Source organism: Synechocystis sp. FACHB-383 (assembly GCF_014698605.1).
GTDB classification, from domain to species: Bacteria; Cyanobacteriota; Cyanobacteriia; order Cyanobacteriales; family Microcystaceae; genus Synechocystis; species Synechocystis salina.
The window spans coordinates 22,012-38,001 of the sequence record NZ_JACJTJ010000012.1 but is presented as its reverse complement, the minus strand read 5'-3'; the positions used below and the strand labels follow the sequence as shown (position 1 = coordinate 38,001).

General features: G+C 50.9%; 25 protein-coding genes. 18 read left to right on the top strand and 7 right to left on the bottom strand.

All coding sequences use genetic code 11. The features are described 5' to 3' along the window. Nucleotides 1-30: 30 nt before the first annotated feature. The 4 genes from H6G45_RS02130 to H6G45_RS02115 all read right to left on the bottom strand — a co-directional run bounded on the left by H6G45_RS02130 (nucleotide 31) and on the right by H6G45_RS02115 (nucleotide 4,368). Nucleotides 31-672, bottom strand: coding sequence for a DUF3386 domain-containing protein (locus H6G45_RS02130; protein ID WP_190596143.1), 642 nt, complete (start codon nucleotides 670-672; stop codon nucleotides 31-33). A gap of 437 nt (nucleotides 673-1,109) precedes the next feature. Then, nucleotides 1,110-1,763, bottom strand: coding sequence for an urease accessory protein UreF (locus H6G45_RS02125; protein ID WP_190596200.1), 654 nt, complete (start codon nucleotides 1,761-1,763; stop codon nucleotides 1,110-1,112). Between the two features lie 128 nt (nucleotides 1,764-1,891). Then, nucleotides 1,892-2,785 carry an acetylglutamate kinase gene (gene argB, locus H6G45_RS02120; protein ID WP_190596141.1) on the bottom strand — a complete coding sequence of 298 codons (894 nt, stop codon included), beginning with the start codon at nucleotides 2,783-2,785 and terminating at the stop codon, nucleotides 1,892-1,894. A 281-nt stretch (nucleotides 2,786-3,066) separates the two neighbouring features. Then, complete coding sequence (locus H6G45_RS02115) at nucleotides 3,067-4,368, bottom strand: sugar ABC transporter substrate-binding protein (protein WP_190596139.1); 1,302 nt, start codon at nucleotides 4,366-4,368, stop codon at nucleotides 3,067-3,069. 181 nt (nucleotides 4,369-4,549) lie between these two features. Here H6G45_RS02115 and H6G45_RS02110 point away from each other — a divergent pair, with 181 nt between their 5' ends. Further along, nucleotides 4,550-4,912 carry a c-type cytochrome gene (locus tag H6G45_RS02110; protein WP_190596137.1) on the top strand — a complete coding sequence of 121 codons (363 nt, stop codon included), beginning with the start codon at nucleotides 4,550-4,552 and terminating at the stop codon, nucleotides 4,910-4,912. Nucleotides 4,913-4,991: 79 nt separating this feature from the next. Here the strand turns inward: H6G45_RS02110 and H6G45_RS02105 are convergent, their stop codons facing one another. Further along, entirely contained in the window at nucleotides 4,992-5,384 is a 393-nt protein-coding gene (locus H6G45_RS02105) for a DUF1823 family protein (protein WP_190596135.1), read from the bottom strand. Nucleotides 5,385-5,475: 91 nt separating this feature from the next. Further along, on the bottom strand, nucleotides 5,476-6,636 hold the full coding sequence (locus H6G45_RS02100) for a metallophosphoesterase (protein WP_347338235.1): 1,161 nt from the start codon (nucleotides 6,634-6,636) through the stop codon (nucleotides 5,476-5,478). Between the two features lie 12 nt (nucleotides 6,637-6,648). On the opposite strand from H6G45_RS02100, the gene H6G45_RS02095 reads away from it, so the two are divergent. Next, nucleotides 6,649-7,257, top strand: coding sequence for a chorismate lyase (locus H6G45_RS02095; RefSeq protein WP_190596132.1), 609 nt, complete (start codon nucleotides 6,649-6,651; stop codon nucleotides 7,255-7,257). A gap of 31 nt (nucleotides 7,258-7,288) precedes the next feature. On the opposite strand, the gene H6G45_RS02090 is transcribed toward H6G45_RS02095, so the two are convergent. Next, nucleotides 7,289-7,759: a Dps family protein gene (locus H6G45_RS02090; protein ID WP_190596130.1), complete on the bottom strand. Its 471-nt coding sequence runs from the start codon at nucleotides 7,757-7,759 to the stop codon at nucleotides 7,289-7,291. 496 nt (nucleotides 7,760-8,255) lie between these two features. On the opposite strand from H6G45_RS02090, the gene rplC reads away from it, so the two are divergent. From rplC to rplR, 16 genes are all read left to right on the top strand, one after another. Then, complete coding sequence (gene rplC / locus H6G45_RS02085; RefSeq protein WP_190596128.1) at nucleotides 8,256-8,897, top strand: 50S ribosomal protein L3; 642 nt, start codon at nucleotides 8,256-8,258, stop codon at nucleotides 8,895-8,897. Nucleotides 8,898-8,936: 39 nt separating this feature from the next. After that, nucleotides 8,937-9,569 (top strand): 50S ribosomal protein L4, encoded by a 633-nt coding sequence (gene rplD / locus H6G45_RS02080; RefSeq protein ID WP_190596127.1) that lies wholly within the window; start codon nucleotides 8,937-8,939, stop codon nucleotides 9,567-9,569. Further along, nucleotides 9,562-9,867, top strand: coding sequence for a 50S ribosomal protein L23 (locus H6G45_RS02075; protein ID WP_190596125.1), 306 nt, complete (start codon nucleotides 9,562-9,564; stop codon nucleotides 9,865-9,867). The genes rplD and H6G45_RS02075 overlap by 8 nt, the downstream gene beginning before the upstream one ends. A 42-nt stretch (nucleotides 9,868-9,909) precedes the next feature. Beyond that, nucleotides 9,910-10,740: a 50S ribosomal protein L2 gene (rplB, locus tag H6G45_RS02070; protein WP_190596123.1), complete on the top strand. Its 831-nt coding sequence runs from the start codon at nucleotides 9,910-9,912 to the stop codon at nucleotides 10,738-10,740. Nucleotides 10,741-10,772: 32 nt separating this feature from the next. Further along, complete coding sequence (gene rpsS, locus H6G45_RS02065) at nucleotides 10,773-11,051, top strand: 30S ribosomal protein S19 (protein WP_010871975.1); 279 nt, start codon at nucleotides 10,773-10,775, stop codon at nucleotides 11,049-11,051. A gap of 15 nt (nucleotides 11,052-11,066) precedes the next feature. Beyond that, nucleotides 11,067-11,432 (top strand): 50S ribosomal protein L22, encoded by a 366-nt coding sequence (gene rplV, locus H6G45_RS02060; protein ID WP_190596121.1) that lies wholly within the window; start codon nucleotides 11,067-11,069, stop codon nucleotides 11,430-11,432. Between the two features lie 29 nt (nucleotides 11,433-11,461). Then, a complete protein-coding gene (gene rpsC / locus H6G45_RS02055; RefSeq protein WP_190596119.1) occupies nucleotides 11,462-12,184 on the top strand; it encodes a 30S ribosomal protein S3 in 723 nt (240 codons plus the stop codon). 52 nt (nucleotides 12,185-12,236) lie between these two features. Next, nucleotides 12,237-12,656 carry a 50S ribosomal protein L16 gene (rplP, locus tag H6G45_RS02050; RefSeq protein WP_028947555.1) on the top strand — a complete coding sequence of 140 codons (420 nt, stop codon included), beginning with the start codon at nucleotides 12,237-12,239 and terminating at the stop codon, nucleotides 12,654-12,656. A 1-nt stretch (nucleotide 12,657) separates the two neighbouring features. Beyond that, the gene (rpmC, locus tag H6G45_RS02045) at nucleotides 12,658-12,879 is read left to right on the top strand and encodes a 50S ribosomal protein L29 (RefSeq protein ID WP_190596117.1); all 222 of its coding nucleotides are present in this window, start codon (nucleotides 12,658-12,660) and stop codon (nucleotides 12,877-12,879) included. Between the two features lie 7 nt (nucleotides 12,880-12,886). Next, nucleotides 12,887-13,132: a 30S ribosomal protein S17 gene (gene rpsQ / locus H6G45_RS02040; RefSeq protein WP_010871970.1), complete on the top strand. Its 246-nt coding sequence runs from the start codon at nucleotides 12,887-12,889 to the stop codon at nucleotides 13,130-13,132. 23 nt (nucleotides 13,133-13,155) lie between these two features. Continuing rightward, nucleotides 13,156-13,524, top strand: coding sequence for a 50S ribosomal protein L14 (gene rplN / locus H6G45_RS02035; protein WP_010871969.1), 369 nt, complete (start codon nucleotides 13,156-13,158; stop codon nucleotides 13,522-13,524). Next, nucleotides 13,525-13,872, top strand: a complete 348-nt coding sequence (gene rplX, locus H6G45_RS02030; RefSeq protein ID WP_190596115.1) for a 50S ribosomal protein L24 — start codon at nucleotides 13,525-13,527, stop codon at nucleotides 13,870-13,872. It begins immediately after the preceding gene. Nucleotides 13,873-13,968: 96 nt separating this feature from the next. Next, a complete protein-coding gene (gene rplE, locus H6G45_RS02025) occupies nucleotides 13,969-14,511 on the top strand; it encodes a 50S ribosomal protein L5 (RefSeq protein ID WP_190596113.1) in 543 nt (180 codons plus the stop codon). A 91-nt stretch (nucleotides 14,512-14,602) separates the two neighbouring features. Next, nucleotides 14,603-15,004, top strand: coding sequence for a 30S ribosomal protein S8 (gene rpsH / locus H6G45_RS02020; RefSeq protein ID WP_190596111.1), 402 nt, complete (start codon nucleotides 14,603-14,605; stop codon nucleotides 15,002-15,004). 59 nt (nucleotides 15,005-15,063) lie between these two features. Next, on the top strand, nucleotides 15,064-15,603 hold the full coding sequence (gene rplF, locus H6G45_RS02015) for a 50S ribosomal protein L6 (protein ID WP_190596110.1): 540 nt from the start codon (nucleotides 15,064-15,066) through the stop codon (nucleotides 15,601-15,603). A gap of 3 nt (nucleotides 15,604-15,606) precedes the next feature. Beyond that, on the top strand, nucleotides 15,607-15,969 hold the full coding sequence (gene rplR / locus H6G45_RS02010; RefSeq protein ID WP_190596108.1) for a 50S ribosomal protein L18: 363 nt from the start codon (nucleotides 15,607-15,609) through the stop codon (nucleotides 15,967-15,969). Nucleotides 15,970-15,990 lie beyond the last annotated feature (21 nt).

Sequence of the window (15,990 nt, the reverse complement as noted above, 5' to 3'; positions counted from 1 at the left end):
GAGTTGCTAACCTGGACAAAGCGCTGTCACCTATGCCAAAAGTTCTAAATTGGTGAAGCTGAAATCGGTAAAGGTTTTTTCTCCACCAGCGGCGATCGCCTCTACGGTCTGTTGGGTGGGTAGATAATAACCCCCTAGTTCCACATAGGCTTCGGTGAAGTCCCTTTTACCTTTGAGGGTATCAGTTTTAGGATCTTTGAAAATAGCGTTATATTTAACGGCAATGTAGCCGGAGCCGGTATCCAAACTTTCTTCAGTGTTAATGGTGAAAGCCACAGGCCCCATCACTCGGCTGACCTGGCAAATTTCCGTACCCCGGATTTTATAGTTCGATCCCATGGCATCTCCCTTCACATCAATGGCGATCGCCCCGGAAGCATCGGTTTCCCCAAAGCTAAACTGATTCTTACCATGGGACTTTTCAAAATTTCCCTGTTTACGGTGGGTAACAATGTCTCGCATTTGGTTATAAACGCTTTCCTGCACAGTTTCGTCGCTGAAACCAGTTACGGTAACGGTGTAGTCCGCCTTCACTTCCACTTCCCCTGTGTAGCGTTCATCCCCTTGGGTAACGGTGAGGTGGGCTCGATAACCGGGAAAATCTTCGTTCCAGGTGTAGCGGTTTTCATAGGCAGCTCGGAAAGCTTCTTGGGCAGTAACAGTGGCAGTCATAGGATGAGGTAAGAGATTAATTAAGCTATAACCAGCATTACATAGGAGCCGGTACTTTGTGCAAAGGGATGCAAAAACAGTATATTTTTGTCTTCAACTACCGCCAGGTCTGAAATTAGAGTAATCCGACTAAATTATTGATTGCGTAAATACTTTCAGCCATAGCCTCGACATTTCATTGAAATTTTTAATTAAATCCTTCCATTTAGCACAAACTGAACTGTTCAATTTGGCTACAAGACAAAAAGTTTCGTTTTCTAAAGACATTACTGTTTCCTTTAATTTGCTCAATAAACAACGGAAACTATTCAACAGCTGAGAATCAGGGAATGATCACAGAATTGTTCCTAGACTGGCTGAAAATCTGGATTTTCCCTTTTCAACACCCTGGTTTACAGAAAAATCCGACCACTCCCGAGGATCATGGCCAGTTAAAACTAACTCCGGAATAGTCTAGTGTATTGACTTTCATGGCCCATGCTAGCCAGAGCCAACCCCCAACTGCAACTGTACAGATCATCATCCCCCAGTAATAAAATTCTCTGCCATTGATGCAAAATGGTGGGTGTTAAATGCAACAACAGTTTTTGACCTGTCGTCTGTCCCAACGGAATCAGTCTTATCCCGGCTGAAATCAAGTTATTAGCCCAACTGTGGAGATAGCCCAACCCACTCTGATGGAGATCAATGCCCCAAAAAGCGGCCCCTACTCCAAAGGCGATCGCATAGTTACAGGGTTGTGTGGAGGGAATCGGCTCAAACCAAGCCTGCACAGCCGGGTCTAAATCCACCAACAATTTTCGCAGGGATCCTCCCATTTGCAAGCTCTGCTCTCTTAGTTCTCGACTCTCCCTAGTGGCCGTTAACCATTGATTCCAATAAGATAAATTTTTAACAGTGGGGTTGGGTGCAATATCGGTTTTGGCAAGTTGGCCAGTAAGCCGATGGGCCCGAGCCATGATAGCTGTGTCCACTGCAATGGAACCCTGGCCTAACTCTTGGGTAATCCATGCCCCCAGGGTATCAGCATTAGTAATATTTCCCCGTTCGATTAACCATTCCAAGCCTTCAGAATAGTTGTAGGCTCCCACCGGCAAGGTAGGGCTGACCAATTGCAATAGTTTTAACTGGGCAGATCCTGACAGCAAAGGTAAAAAGTTATCAGCCAAAATGATTGCTTAATCCATTGTTGAAGGGGTTAGAAAAAATCTCTTCCGCCTCAAAGATCATAGCCCGAAGCCACAATCATCGAACCAATGCCCAAATCAGTGAATACTTCCAGCAACAGGGCATGGGGCAAACGGCCATCAAGGATATGGGCTGCTCTCACCCCTTGGGCTAGGGATCGCACACAACAGTTGACTTTGGGAATCATGCCCCCCGCCACTATGCCGGAGCCAATCAATTCCCGCGCCTGTTGAATATCTAACTTGTGGATTAGGGTGGAGGGGTCTTGATAATCTCGCAAAATACCTCTGGTATCGGTGAGGAGGATTAATTTTTCTGCCCCTAGGGCCGCCGCTAATTCCCCAGCACAGGTATCAGCATTAATATTGTGGGCTTGACCGAATTCATCCGCCGCCACACTGGAAATGACGGGAATGTAACCGCTTTTTACCAAGGTTTCCACCACCCGAGCATCAACGGAACTCACCTCCCCCACAAAACCAACGTCTTTATTGGTCATGGTGCGGGCAGTCATTAATTGGCCGTCTTTGCCGCAAAGTCCCACCGCTTTACCGCCGGCTTGGTTAATTAAATTGACCAATTCTTTGTTAACCCTACCCACCAGCACCATTTCAACAATATCCATGGTGGCCGCATCGGTGACCCTTAATCCATCTTTAAATTGGGGTTGAATGCCTACCTTATCCAACCAAGTGTTAATTTCTGGCCCTCCGCCATGGACCACCACCGGGCGAATGCCAACGGAGGCCATAAAGACGATATCGCGGATCACCTTGTCTTTGAGGTTGCTGTCCTTCATGGCAGCTCCCCCATATTTGACCACCACAGTGCGGCCAGCAAAGTGTTGAATGTAGGGCAAAGCTTCACTAAGGATTTTGACTCTGGTGGCGGCTTCCTCGCCGATATAATCTTGGGTACTGCTCATGGCGATCGCTAGGTGAATGGTCGAGATGGGCTTTAGCTCCGGGGAGCAAAACTGCCTGTCAGTTTAAATGCTAAAGGCAATGTGAAAACTGTTCAGGGCTAACAGTTGCCTTGGAGGGGCGAAAATTTTTGGCCATACCCTTGGGGATCGGGCCGGGTTATAGGTAATCAATCGGTGCAGCAGATGTGCATGCTGATTATTTCCTTCTATCCTGATCAACATGACAGGTAGATAGCAACAACGACTGACCAATGCGGGGCATCGACTGCAACTACCCTGGTCTAGCCTTTCAAGTTATCGTTCCAGACTTGTTCCGCATCCTGTAGGGCCTGGTCTACAGTTTTGTTGCCCACCATTGCCGCCCCAAGGTTTTCGTAGATGATGCGCTTGAGCTGATTGAGGTTGGCCATGGGGGGAATTAAAACCTCCGCTGTGGGCAATTGTTCCAATGCGACCCGACGGGCATTTTCCAAGGAACTGGCGTTGCTGATTTTTGCCAACTCTTCTCGATACTTATCGACGGCACCAATGGTGGAGGGTAAGACATTGGCCTGTTTGATAAATGTAAATTGATTGTCCGTGTTGGTGACAAATTCGGCAAATTTAATTGCTCCGGTGGGATTTTGGGTGCTCCGGGGAATGACTAGATTCATCACTGCCACATTTCTTTTACCAGTTTCCCCGACAATTTGGGGCGCGGCCGCGGAAACTTTCGCAATGCTGGGGGCATTTTTTTCCAAACTAGCTAATAGCTCTGGCCCCGCTGATAAAAAGGCGATCGCCCCGGACTGATAAAGGTCTCCGGCCCGACGATGTCCTTCGGTTAAAACTTCCGGTGGCAGTAATCCCTGCTGATACAGATCTACCCAATATTGAAAGGCCACTTTGCCGGCGGCACTGTTAAAGGCGGCTCGGCCGTCATCGTCCACCAACCGCACTCCCATTTGCACTAGACTTTCTAGGGCCTCGGCGGAATCGGAGGGGGAAAAAGTGATGAAAAAACCATACTTACCGGTGGTTTCCCGAATTGCTTTGGCTGCCACAGCTAACTCCGCAAAGGTGGCTGGAGGGGCGGACAACCCCGCCTGTCGTAGTAGATCCTGGTTATAGATGGTGATGCGGGTGGTGAGATACCAGGGGAAACCAAACACCTCCCCTTCCCTAAGACTGTTGGCTTGCCAAATACTAGGCAGATAGCGGGCCTTAACTTCGGGCCTCACCTCCTGTTCCAAATTGAGCCAGGCATTTTTACTGGCTAATAAAGAAGCAAAAGTGGGGTTGAGGTTGACTACGTCGGGGGCTGTGTTAGCCGAGACAGCGGTGAGAATTTTGCTCTCCATGGCATTCCAGGGAATATCCACCCAATTTACCTGCTCCGGTGGATTTTCTCGCTCAAAGGTACCAATCAATTCGTCAAAATACTGGTTAAATTTTGGTTGTAGTTGCATGGTCCAAAAGCTGACTTTCCCCTCCATGCTCTGGGGTTGTCTGCCCTGGCAACTGATTAACCCACTGAGCAACAGTCCCAGACACGCAAACAGAAACCAACGTCTTGGCGATCGCCATCGGCACCATGAAACCATCGTAAAAGCTGGGGAAATTATAAAAAAACGGTGGGCTAGGAATGGGACTGCCATGGCCCCTCCACAAACCTAGCCAATTCTAGCTTGACCGTAACTTTGACAGATTGTCTTTTGACTTTGTCTTGATCGCCTCCCATAATACCTTCGCGTCTTGAAGACTTTATCCTTGAAAGGAGAACTAATGTTTAAATTGTTCAACCAAGCTAGCCAGATTTTTTGGGGCATTGCCCTTCCTTGTCTAATTTTCCTGGGGGGTATTTTTTCCCTAGGTAACACCGCCTTAGCCGCTGACCTAGCCCATGGTAAAGCTATTTTTGCCGGCAACTGTGCCGCTTGCCACAATGGGGGGCTTAATTCCATCAACCCCAGCAAAACCTTGAAAATGGCCGACTTGGAAGCCAATGGCAAGAACTCCGTGGCAGCAATTGTTGCTCAAATCACCAATGGTAATGGAGCTATGCCCGGCTTTAAGGGTCGCATCAGTGACAGCGACATGGAAGATGTGGCGTCCTACGTGCTTGACCAAGCAGAAAAGGGCTGGTAGATATCCCAGTTTCTAATGGTTTGATCAGGGAGAATCGGGGGCTGGGGAGCGGAATGGGTCTCCCTGGCCCATTTCTTTGTCAATGCAATGGGAGCTCGTGGATAGCCATGTAACTGAGCAACCAATTAACCGCTGTGGCTCGGCGGGTGTGGCGGGGGGTGAACTCGCCAATTTTATAACCAGTAAAACCCAACTGTTCCTTGAGCAATTGTTTATTTTCCGGGGGAATAGACCGGGTCAGCTTGACTGTGGGGGGACGATTTTCGATGAAATTGGGAGGTTCGGGATACTCCTGGGCCCAGCTTGACTCCACTTCTCCCAGTTCCCACCGTTGGCGATCGCCGTCGAATCGATAACCGAGATAATAGGCTAGGAGGGCGTTGACCACCTCATCACTGATTTCCTGGTGAATGATGGCACAGAAGGTGGCTTTGTTGAGGGGAGGGAGATTGTTGGGGGTAACGGCAGCCATGGTCTGAAAGAAAATCGGCAAGTCTGGGGACAAATTCCCATGGTAGTTTTAACTGGCCATTGATGACTAACCATCCCCACTACTCAATTGCTTACCTAACATTGCACAGGGTCGAGCCCAAACTTGCGCCACAGGCCTGCTGCTCCGCTGGGGTCAAATTTGCTTCCCTCAGGTCTCGGCGGATTACCCGGCCATTATGGCCCAAGAGAAACCGGGGTAAGGATTCCAGTCCCACAGGGCTCAAATCCTTCATATCGTAGGTGGTGTATTGCACTTGATCCGGTTGATCAAACGTGAAATCTAAAATGGTTAACGTCTTTGGCGATCGCCGTTCTTGGCCAATTAAAGCTCTGGGGCCCGCCCCCAGTAATCCTGTGTGGAGTAATTCTAAGTTCCCTCGCCGGCCAGGATAGTAAGCATGTTGGTGCCCACTGATATAGGTATGAACTTGGTACCTTTCCAACAAAGCTCTTAACTGTTCAGCATTGGCCATCACTTCCCCCGGTTTATTGCGACCTTCCGCCACCCCATAGAGGGGTAAATGGCCGATCGCCATTCGTAACTTGGCATTTTGGGCGGGCGCACTGGCCAGGGCCCTTTCCACCCAAGCCAACTTTTCTGGGGGAATTTGGTGGGTAGAACCATCCCAAACTAGGAAAAAAACACCATTTTGAGTAAAGGTGTAGTAGAAAGGAAAATCATTTTTATCCAGGAAAGTTATGCCGGGATCGTGGGCTGGATTGCGCCAATAACCGGCGGCCAAATCCCGTTCATTTTGGAAACGAAAACGACGATTTTGATCCAGAGCACCGGAAGCATCATGGTTCCCCATAGTGAAACCAAAGGGAATCTGGGCCTGTCGTAGGGGCCTAGCTACCACCTGGTCAAAGGCGTTCCACATGGCTTGAATTTGGGCATTGGTTAACTTAGGACTCTGCCCCGCCACCATGTCCCCACTACAAAGAACAAGGTCTGGTTGCAAATTGGGGATAAGCTCCAACGCTTTGTGTACCTCTGGCTCATAGCTGGTAGAACCATAGGCGCTGTTGAGGTCACTAATCACGGCTATGCGCAAGTCCCCCCTGGGTGGAAGGGTTTGTCCCAGACCCACTGATTCCCCTGGAGAAGTCAACCATGACCCGGTAATGATCCCAACAAAAACGGCGATCGCCAGGAAACAGAAAGCCCACCTCCTTAGCTTGAGTTTGTTATCATCGAAAAAGTCACGAAAATGTAAAGTTTTGTAACGCACAGGCAATTCCCCTTGAACCTCTCTCCGGCCGTTTCCCCTTCCCTTGCTTGGCATTCACTGGACCTACTCTGGCAGGGGGATCAACACGACGTTAGGCATGGTTTGCCCCACAGCATCCTGCCCCCCCCATGGCAAATCCTCATCCTTGGGGACGGTTCCCCCACCAGGCACCTGCAACTACTCACCGGGGAGAAGACAGAGGTAGATGTGATTGACATGGCCCCGGTGGGCCCCAGGGATGACGGCGCCCCCCCCCAAATTAACACTGTACCCAGTCCCCATCTGCGGCGACAGGTGTGGCTGAGGACCCAATCTGGCCAAAGGCTAGCCTATGCCGTTTCCTGGTGGGATGCCAGCCATGTGGACGAATATTTGCAAAATCGCAATTTACCCATATGGGACAGCCTTTCCCGATTACATACCGAGTTGTATCGGGATATCCAGGCCATATACTGTGGCCACAACCGTGCCTTAGCCGATGCCTTTGGCCAGGAAGGGCCTTTTTGGGGTCGACATTACCTTTTCTGGCATGACCGTAAACCCCTAACCCTAATTTACGAAATTTTTTCTCCCTACCTATCCCGCTACCTGGGGGAATTGCCCAGGGCGAAATTCCAGTAAAGTTTCAGCCAGGAATAGGTAAAACTGCAGCCTATTTATTCATGGCACGCAACATCCAAGCCGTCTTCTCATGGACCCGCATCCGGTCCGAAGCCAAGGCAATGGTGGATTCATCATCAGCGGGTTGGGAAAACTTGAGCACATCTCGACAGGACTGGACAATGGTTTCGTGGCCCTTGGTCAAAATGTCGACCATTTCTTTGCTGGTGGGGATGCCATCCACTTCTTGAACAGAACTCAGCTTGCTAAATTCCTTATAGGTGCCGGGGGCAAAAACATCCAAACTGCGGATACGTTCAGCAATGTCATCCACCGCCAGAGCCAACTCATTGTACTGTTCCTCAAACATGAGGTGTAGGTCGCGGAATTGGGGGCCGGTAACATTCCAGTGGAAGTTATGGGTTTGTAGATAGAGGGTGTAGGTATCGGCCAACAGTTTTTTGAGGGACTCGGCAATTTTGACGCGGTCCGCTTCAGGAATGCCGATATTAATCGTAGCCATACAGGAATATCTCCATTTAACAAAATTTAACACAGTACCATTTTAACGAAATTTGCGCGTCAGCGAAAGAATGCTTGTTCTTACACCTCCGAGGGGATGCCCTGGCAGGAAAATTAGTTTGACGGGGGTTCCCTTTATGGCTATGATGGTTAATCGCGGTCAAAACTGGATATTAGATCGAGTAATATCAAAACGTTAAACTGCTATTTTTGAAGACCCCCTGCAGATACTGGAATGCCATAGGGTTTCTAAGTCTGACCAGGAACTAGGGTTATCCACCTTCTGGGCCCATGTAGGACTAACTCTCCCTACCGCTAGGACACAAGGTGGTCTCTCAAGCCAAGCTTGATTGAAACGCTCCATCGACGTAACTAAATCAGTTATTTATCGGGCTCAAAGCCATTGACCAGAGGCATTTGTCTGGGGTCTCTGCTTTATGTCTGGAGTGTTTCCTGTTTGTTTATTCACATTAATTATTTAGTGCAGAGGGTTGACCGTGTCTATCGGTATTTTAGGAACTAAGCTGGGCATGACCCAGATATTTGATCAAGAAAGCGGCATTTCCATTCCTGTGACGGTGGTGCAAGCCGGGCCCTGTCCCGTTACCCAGGTTAAAACCCAGGACACTGATGGCTACAATGCCGTACAGGTGGGTTTTTTGCCCGTTAAAGAAAAGGCCTTGTCCAAACCCGAACTGGGCCATTTGAAAAAATCCAACACTGACCCTGTCCGCCATTTGAAGGAGTACCGTTTGACGGAAGCTCCCAGTCTACAGGCTGGGGATGCGGTCACAGCGGACATTTTCCAAGCTGGAGACCTGGTGGATGTGGCTGGCCAGAGCATGGGTCGCGGTTTTGCCGGTTACCAAAAGCGCCACAATTTCCGTCGGGGTAACATGACCCACGGTTCTAAAAACCACCGCTTGCCCGGTTCCACTGGGGCTGGTACCACCCCTGGTCGGGTCTATCCCGGTAAAAGAATGGCCGGTCAGTATGGTGCGTCCCAGGTTACGGTGCGCCGTTTAACGGTGGTGCGAGTGGATGCGGAACGGAACTTGCTGATCATCAAAGGGGCCCTGCCCGGTAAGCCCGGCACTCTTTTGAATATCACCCCCGCTAAAACCGTTGGTCGGGGCTAGGTTGCCTTTTCTATCCGTCACTGCTGAAGGAACAAAACTATGGTTGATTGTATTGTAAAAAACTGGCAGGGGGAGGAGGTAGGTAATGCCTCCTTGACCCTCAAGGTTGCTAAGGAAGAAAATGCGGCCCACATTGTTCACCGGGCCTTGGTGCGACAACAAAATAATGCTCGTCAAGGTAATGCCTCCGCCAAAACCCGAGCTGAAGTCCGGGGGGGCGGTCGCAAACCCTGGAAGCAAAAAGGTACTGGTCGGGCCCGGGCGGGTTCGATCCGTTCTCCCCTCTGGCGGGGTGGTGGGGTAATCTTTGGTCCCAAACCCCGGGACTATAGCCAAAAAATGAACCGCAAGGAGCGGCGTTTGGCCCTGAGAACGGCGATCGCCTCTAAGGCAGAAAGCTTTGTGGTGGTGGAAGCCTTTGGGGACCAGTTCAGCCAACCCAAGACTAAAGAGTTGGCTACGGCCTTGACTCGCTGGGGTGCTAAACCGGAAAAACGGGTGTTGTTAATCCTGGATGAAATTCCGGAAAATGTGTTTCTTTCTGGGCGCAACATTCCCTATTTGAAAATTTTACGGGCAGATAACCTCAATATCTACGACATCCTCGTTGCAGACACCATTGTGGCCACCGCCACTGCCCTCGAGAAAATCCAGGAGGTTTACGGTGAGTAAGGTAATTGACCAACGTTGTTTGGCGGACTTAATTATTAAGCCGATTGTGACGGAAAAGGCCACCCTACAGCTCGAAGACAATAAATATGTCTTTGACGTGCGCCCCGAAGCCACCAAGCCGGAAATTAAAGCGGCGATCGAGCTACTGTTTGACGTCAAAGTAACAGGCGTTAATACGGCTCGCATGCCCCGCAAACAAAAACGGGTGGGTCGTTTCATGGGTTTTAAAGCCCAAGTAAAACGGGCCGTTGTCACCCTCAAAGAAGGGGACAGCATCCAACTGTTCCCCGACGTGTAAGCCACGTTTAGACCACCACTGCATTAACTGTTATCTAAACCCATGGGTATTCGCAATTATCGGCCAATGACACCAGGAACTCGGCAGGCAAGTGTCTCCGATTTCACTGAAATTACTAAAAGTACGCCGGAAAAGTCATTAACCACTAACCGCCACGACCATAAAGGTCGCAATAATCGCGGGGTAATCACCAGTCGGCACCGGGGGGGAGGCCATAAACGGCTTTACCGGATTATCGACTTCAAACGCAATAAGCAAAATATTCCGGCCCGGGTGGCGGCGATCGAATACGATCCCAACCGCAATGCCCGCATCGCCCTGCTGTTCTACACCGATGGGGAAAAGCGCTATATCCTCGCCCCCGCTGGACTACAGGTGGGTATGACCGTGATTGCCGGAGAAGATGCTCCCTTTGAAGTGGGCAATACCTTGCCCCTAAGCCGTATTCCCCTGGGTAGTGAAGTACACAATGTGGAATTGGTAGCCGGTCGGGGTGGCCAAATGGTGCGCTCCGCTGGAGCTTTTGCCCAAGTGGTGGCTAAGGAAGGGGACTATGTGACTATTAAGTTGCCTTCTAAGGAAGTGCGCATGGTTCGGAAAGAATGTGTGGCTACCCTTGGTCGGGTGAGCAACGCCGAATTCCGTAACCTCAAACTTGGTAAAGCCGGTCGTAAACGTCACCTAGGTCGTCGTCCCCATGTCCGGGGTAGCGTGATGAACCCCTGTGACCACCCCCATGGTGGTGGAGAAGGCCGGGCTCCCATCGGTCGTTCTGGCCCCGTATCCCCCTGGGGTAAACCGGCTCTGGGTGCTAAAACCCGCAACAAGAAGAAGCGCAGTAGTGCTCTGATTGTCCGTCGCCGCACCAAATAATTATTTTTGTTTTTATTCGTTGGAACTGAACTATGGGTCGTTCACTGAAAAAAGGTCCTTTTGTGGCAGCTTCCTTGCTCCGCAAAATTGACAAGCTCAATGACAAGGGGGATAAGCAGGTGGTTAAAACCTGGTCCCGGGCTTCGACAATTCTTCCCCAGATGGTGGGCCATACCATCGCCGTCCACAACGGTCGCCAGCATGTGCCAGTGTTTGTCTCTGAACAAATGGTGGGGCATAAGTTAGGGGAATTTGCGCCGACTCGCACCTTCCGCAGTCATTCTAAAAGCGATAAAAAAGCGCGTAAGTAACCAGAGGTAAGCAGTATGACAAAACTTGATACGACGGCCGAGGTCAAGGCGATCGCCCGTTACGTGCGGATGTCTCCCCTAAAAGTGCGGCGGGTGCTAGATCAGATCCGGGGGCGCTCCTACCGGGAAGCCCTCATCATCCTGGAATTTATGCCCTATAAAGCCTGTGAGCCGGTGCTAAAAGTACTGCGTTCCGCCGTGGCCAACGCTGAGCATAACGAAGGTTTGGAACCCACGGATCTAGTTGTCAGCCAGGCCTTCGCCGACGGTGGCCCCAGTTTGCGACGTTTTCGCCCCCGAGCCCAGGGTCGTGCCTACCAAATTCGCAAGCCCACTTGCCACATCACCGTTGCCGTTGCCCCGGCCTTGGCAGATAACTAACATCGCTGTTCACGTCACGCATACAAAACATGGGACAAAAAATACATCCAGTTGGCTTCCGCCTCGGCATTACCAAAGACCATAAATCTTGCTGGTATGCCGACCCCAAGCGCTACCCAGAGCTTTTGCAGGAAGACTACAAAATTCGTCAATATATTGAGAAAACCCTCAATAATGCTGGTATTTCTGATATCCGCATTGAACGTAAAGCCGAACAGATCGAATTAGGCATCCACACCGCCCGCCCTGGGGTAGTGGTAGGAAGAGGTGGCTCCGGTATTGAGCAACTACGTACCGGTCTGCAAAACCTCCTTGGGGGAGCCCGGCAGATTCGGGTCAACGTCATTGAAGTACCCAATGCTGATGCCGATGCGGCTTTGATGGCCGAGTACATCGGTCAACAGTTGGAGCGTCGGGTTTCCTTCCGCCGAGTGGTGCGCCAAGCATTGCAAAGGGCAGAAAGGGCTGAAGTTAAAGGTATCAAAATTCAAGTTAGCGGTCGCCTGAACGGGGCAGAAATTGCCCGGACAGAATGGGTACGGGAAGGTCGGGTGCCCCTTCATACTCTGCGGGCGGACATTGACTACGCCTATCGTACGGCCCTCACCACCTACGGCATTTTAGGTATTAAGGTCTGGATTTTTAAAGGGGAAATTATCCCTGGGCAAGAAGCGGCCGTGGTCGCTCCCCCCAGCCAACCCCGTCGTAAATCCCGTCGACAACAGTTTGATGACCGTTCCAACGACGGTTAAGCTCCATTCCTTTGGCGATCGCCAATCATTAACGCCTATTCGTTAACGCACTATGTTAAGTCCTAGAAGAACAAAATTCCGTAAACAGCAACGGGGCAGGATGCGGGGTCTAGCGGAGCGGGGCAGTACCCTCAACTTCGGTGATTTCGCCCTCCAGGCCACCGAACCCTGTTGGATCACCTCCCGGCAAATCGAAGCCGCCCGTCGAGCCATGACCCGTTACATCCGTCGGGGTGGGAAAATCTGGATCCGTATTTTTCCCGACAAACCCGTCACCATGCGTCCTGCTGAAACTCGGATGGGTTCCGGTAAGGGTTCCCCGGAATATTGGGTAGCGGTGGTTAAACCCGGTCGGGTCATGTTTGAACTAGCCGGAGTCTCCGAGGAAGTGGCCCGGGAAGCCATGCGCCTCGCCGCCCAGAAATTGCCCATTAAGACTAAATTTATTACCCGTCAGGAGGATTACATTTAACATGGCTCTTCCCAATATTGCGGACGCAAGAAAACTCGGCGACGAAGAACTGGGCACGGAAATCCTCGCTACCAAGCAAAGATTATTCCAACTCCGGTTCCAACAGGCCACCCGTCGTCCCGAAAATCCCCATGAATTTAAACATGCCCGCCATCGCTTAGCCCAACTATTAACGGTGGAAAGGGAACGACAACTTGAGAACAGTCCTTCCGAGGAGGAATAGAAACACCATGGCGATTAAAGAACGTGTGGGCATTGTGGTCAGTAACAAAATGGATAAAACCGTCGTTGTTGCTGTGGAAAGCCGTTCTCCCCACCCCAAGTACGGCAAGATTGTCGTCAAAACCAAGAAATTTAAAGCTCACGACGAAGAAAACCAGTGCCAAGAAGGGGACAAGGTTCGCATCCAAGAAACCCGCCCCCTGAGCAAAACTAAGCGCTGGCAAGTAATCAACATTATGAGCCATTCATCCTAGTCTGATTTTTTTAGGAAAACGCCGTGATTCAACAACAAACCTATCTCAACGTCGCGGACAACAGTGGGGCTCGCAAGCTCATGTGTCTGCGGGTTCTGGGCACGGGGAACTGCACCTATGGTGGTATTGGCGACCAAATTATTGCCGTGGTGAAGGATGCCCTGCCCAACATGCCGATCAAAAAGTCCGACGTGGTACGGGCGGTGATTGTCAGAACCAAACAGCCTTTGCGCCGAGCCAGTGGCATGAGTATCCGCTTTGACGACAATGCCGCTGTGATCATCAACGCTGAAGGTAATCCCCGGGGTACCAGGGTATTTGGCCCCGTGGCCCGGGAACTGCGGGACAAAAACTTTACCAAAATTGTTTCTTTGGCTCCGGAGGTGCTCTAAATGACTAAAACCAAACAAGCTCCCCACCGGGTGAAGATGCACGTCAAAAAAGGCGACACCATCCAAGTAATTTCCGGCAAAGATAAGGGCAAAGTGGGGGAAGTCCTGCAAACCATTCCGAGCCAAAGTCAAGTGGTGGTCAAAGGAGTTAATATCCGCACCAAGCATGTTAAACCCCGTCAAGAGGGGGAATCGGGGCAGATCAGTAGCTATGAAGCTCCCATCCATAGCTCCAAGGTGATGCTCTATTCCACTAAGGAAAAAATTGCTAGTCGCATTTGCTACACCGTCACTGACGATGGTCGTAAAGTGCGGATGCTGAAAAAAACGGGAGAAATCATTGACTAAAGGCTGGTGTAGTTGCCCCCTGGCCGACCCCAGACTTCAGCTTGATGTGCCCGGTTCATTTATTCTCTGACCAAGCCCAGAGACCCTGTAAATACCATGACTCAACGACTTAAAACCCTCTACCAAGAAACCGTTCTTCCTAAGTTAAAGGAGGAGTTTGGCTACAAAAATATTCACCAAGTTCCCAAATTGACCAAGGTTACTGTCAACCGGGGATTAGGGGAAGCTTCCCAAAATGCCAAGGCTTTGGAGTCTTCCCTGGCGGAGTTGGCCACCATTACAGGGCAAAAGCCGGTAGTGACCAGGGCCCGCAAGGCGATCGCCGGTTTTAAAATCCGGGAAGGTATGCCAGTGGGGGTGATGGTTACCCTCCGTTCCGAGCGAATGTATGCCTTTTTGGATCGCTTGATTAACTTAGCGTTGCCCCGCATTCGGGACTTCCGTGGCATCAGCCCCAACAGCTTTGACGGCCGGGGTAACTATAGCTTAGGCATTCGCGAACAACTGATTTTTCCCGAAATTGATTACGACACCATCGATCAAATCCGGGGCATGGACGTTTCCATCATTACCAGCGCCCAAACTGACGAAGAAGGCCGTGCATTGCTTAAAGCTCTGGGCATGCCCTTTAGAAGTTAATTTAGTCGCGGCTCAGGGTGATTGATCAGTAACAAGTTTCCATCAATCCACCTGAATCATCATCCCTTAGGAGAATCTACCAGCAGGAATAATGGCTTCAACAGACACAATTTCCGACATGCTCACCCGCATCCGCAATGCCTGTGCGGTGAGACATAGCACTACCCAGGTGCCCACCACTAAAATGACCCTGAGCATTGCCAAGGTGCTCAAAAGCGAAGGGTTTATCGAAGACTATGCTGAAACCGGCGAAGGCATTAGTCGTACTTTAGTGCTCACTTTAAAGTACAAAGGCAAGACCCGCCAGCCCCTGATCAATACCCTCCAGCGGGTTAGTAAGCCCGGTTTGCGAGTGTATGCCCCTTCCAAAAAAATTCCCCGGGTGTTGGGCGGCATTGGCATCGCCATTGTTTCCACCTCCCACGGCATCATGACCGATAGGGAAGCCCGTCGCCAGGGCATTGGGGGCGAAATCCTTTGTTACATTTGGTAGTTCTGGTCGAAGGCTACTATTGTATTACTACTTAAACTTAACTTTACAGAATTAATCCTATGTCCCGTATCGGAAAACGCCCCATTCCCATCCCAGCGAAGGTCAGCGTAGATATTCAAGGCACCCATCTGAGTGTGAAAGGCCCCAAGGGTTCCCTGGCAAGACATTTACCGGAAAAGGTAGTTGTGGCCCAGGAAGGGGAAACCATCACCGTCACCCGCCAGGACGAGTCCCGCGCTGCCCGGGAACGCCACGGTCTGGTGCGTACCCTCGTTGCCAATATGGTGGATGGAGTGGCCCAGGGCTTTGAGCGTCGTCTCGAAATCCAAGGGGTGGGCTATCGAGCCCAGGCCCAGGGCAATAAGTTGACTCTGAATGTCGGCTATAGTAAGCCCGTGGAAATGACCATGCCCGCAGGCATTGAAGTCAAAGTTGAAAATAACACCCAGGTAATTGTCTCCGGCATTGACAAGGAACTCTTGGGGAATACAGCGGCCAAAATCCGGGCTGTGCGGCCACCGGAACCCTATAAGGGTAAAGGTATCCGCTACCAAGGTGAATATGTCCGTCGTAAAGCTGGTAAGACAGGGAAAAAATAAACCATGAAAAGTACTCGTAAATCTGCCACCCAACGTCGTCACCGTCGGCTGCGTCGCCACTTATCTGGTACCAGCGAGCGGCCCCGTTTGGCGGTTTTTCGGTCCAATGACCACATCTACGCCCAGGTGATCGATGACGTGGCCCAGCACACCCTTGCGGCGGCTTCCACCCTCGACCCCGATTTGAAAAAGTCCCTCAGTTCCAGCGCCACCCAGGATGCTTCCGCAGAGGTGGGCAAGTTGGTAGCCCAACGGGCGATCGCCAAAGGCATTAACCAAGTAGTTTTTGACCGGGGTGGTAAGTTGTATCACGGACGGGTAAAAGCTCTGGCGGAGGCGGCCAGGGAAGCCGGTCTCGATTTCTAACAACGTTAACCAAACCCATTA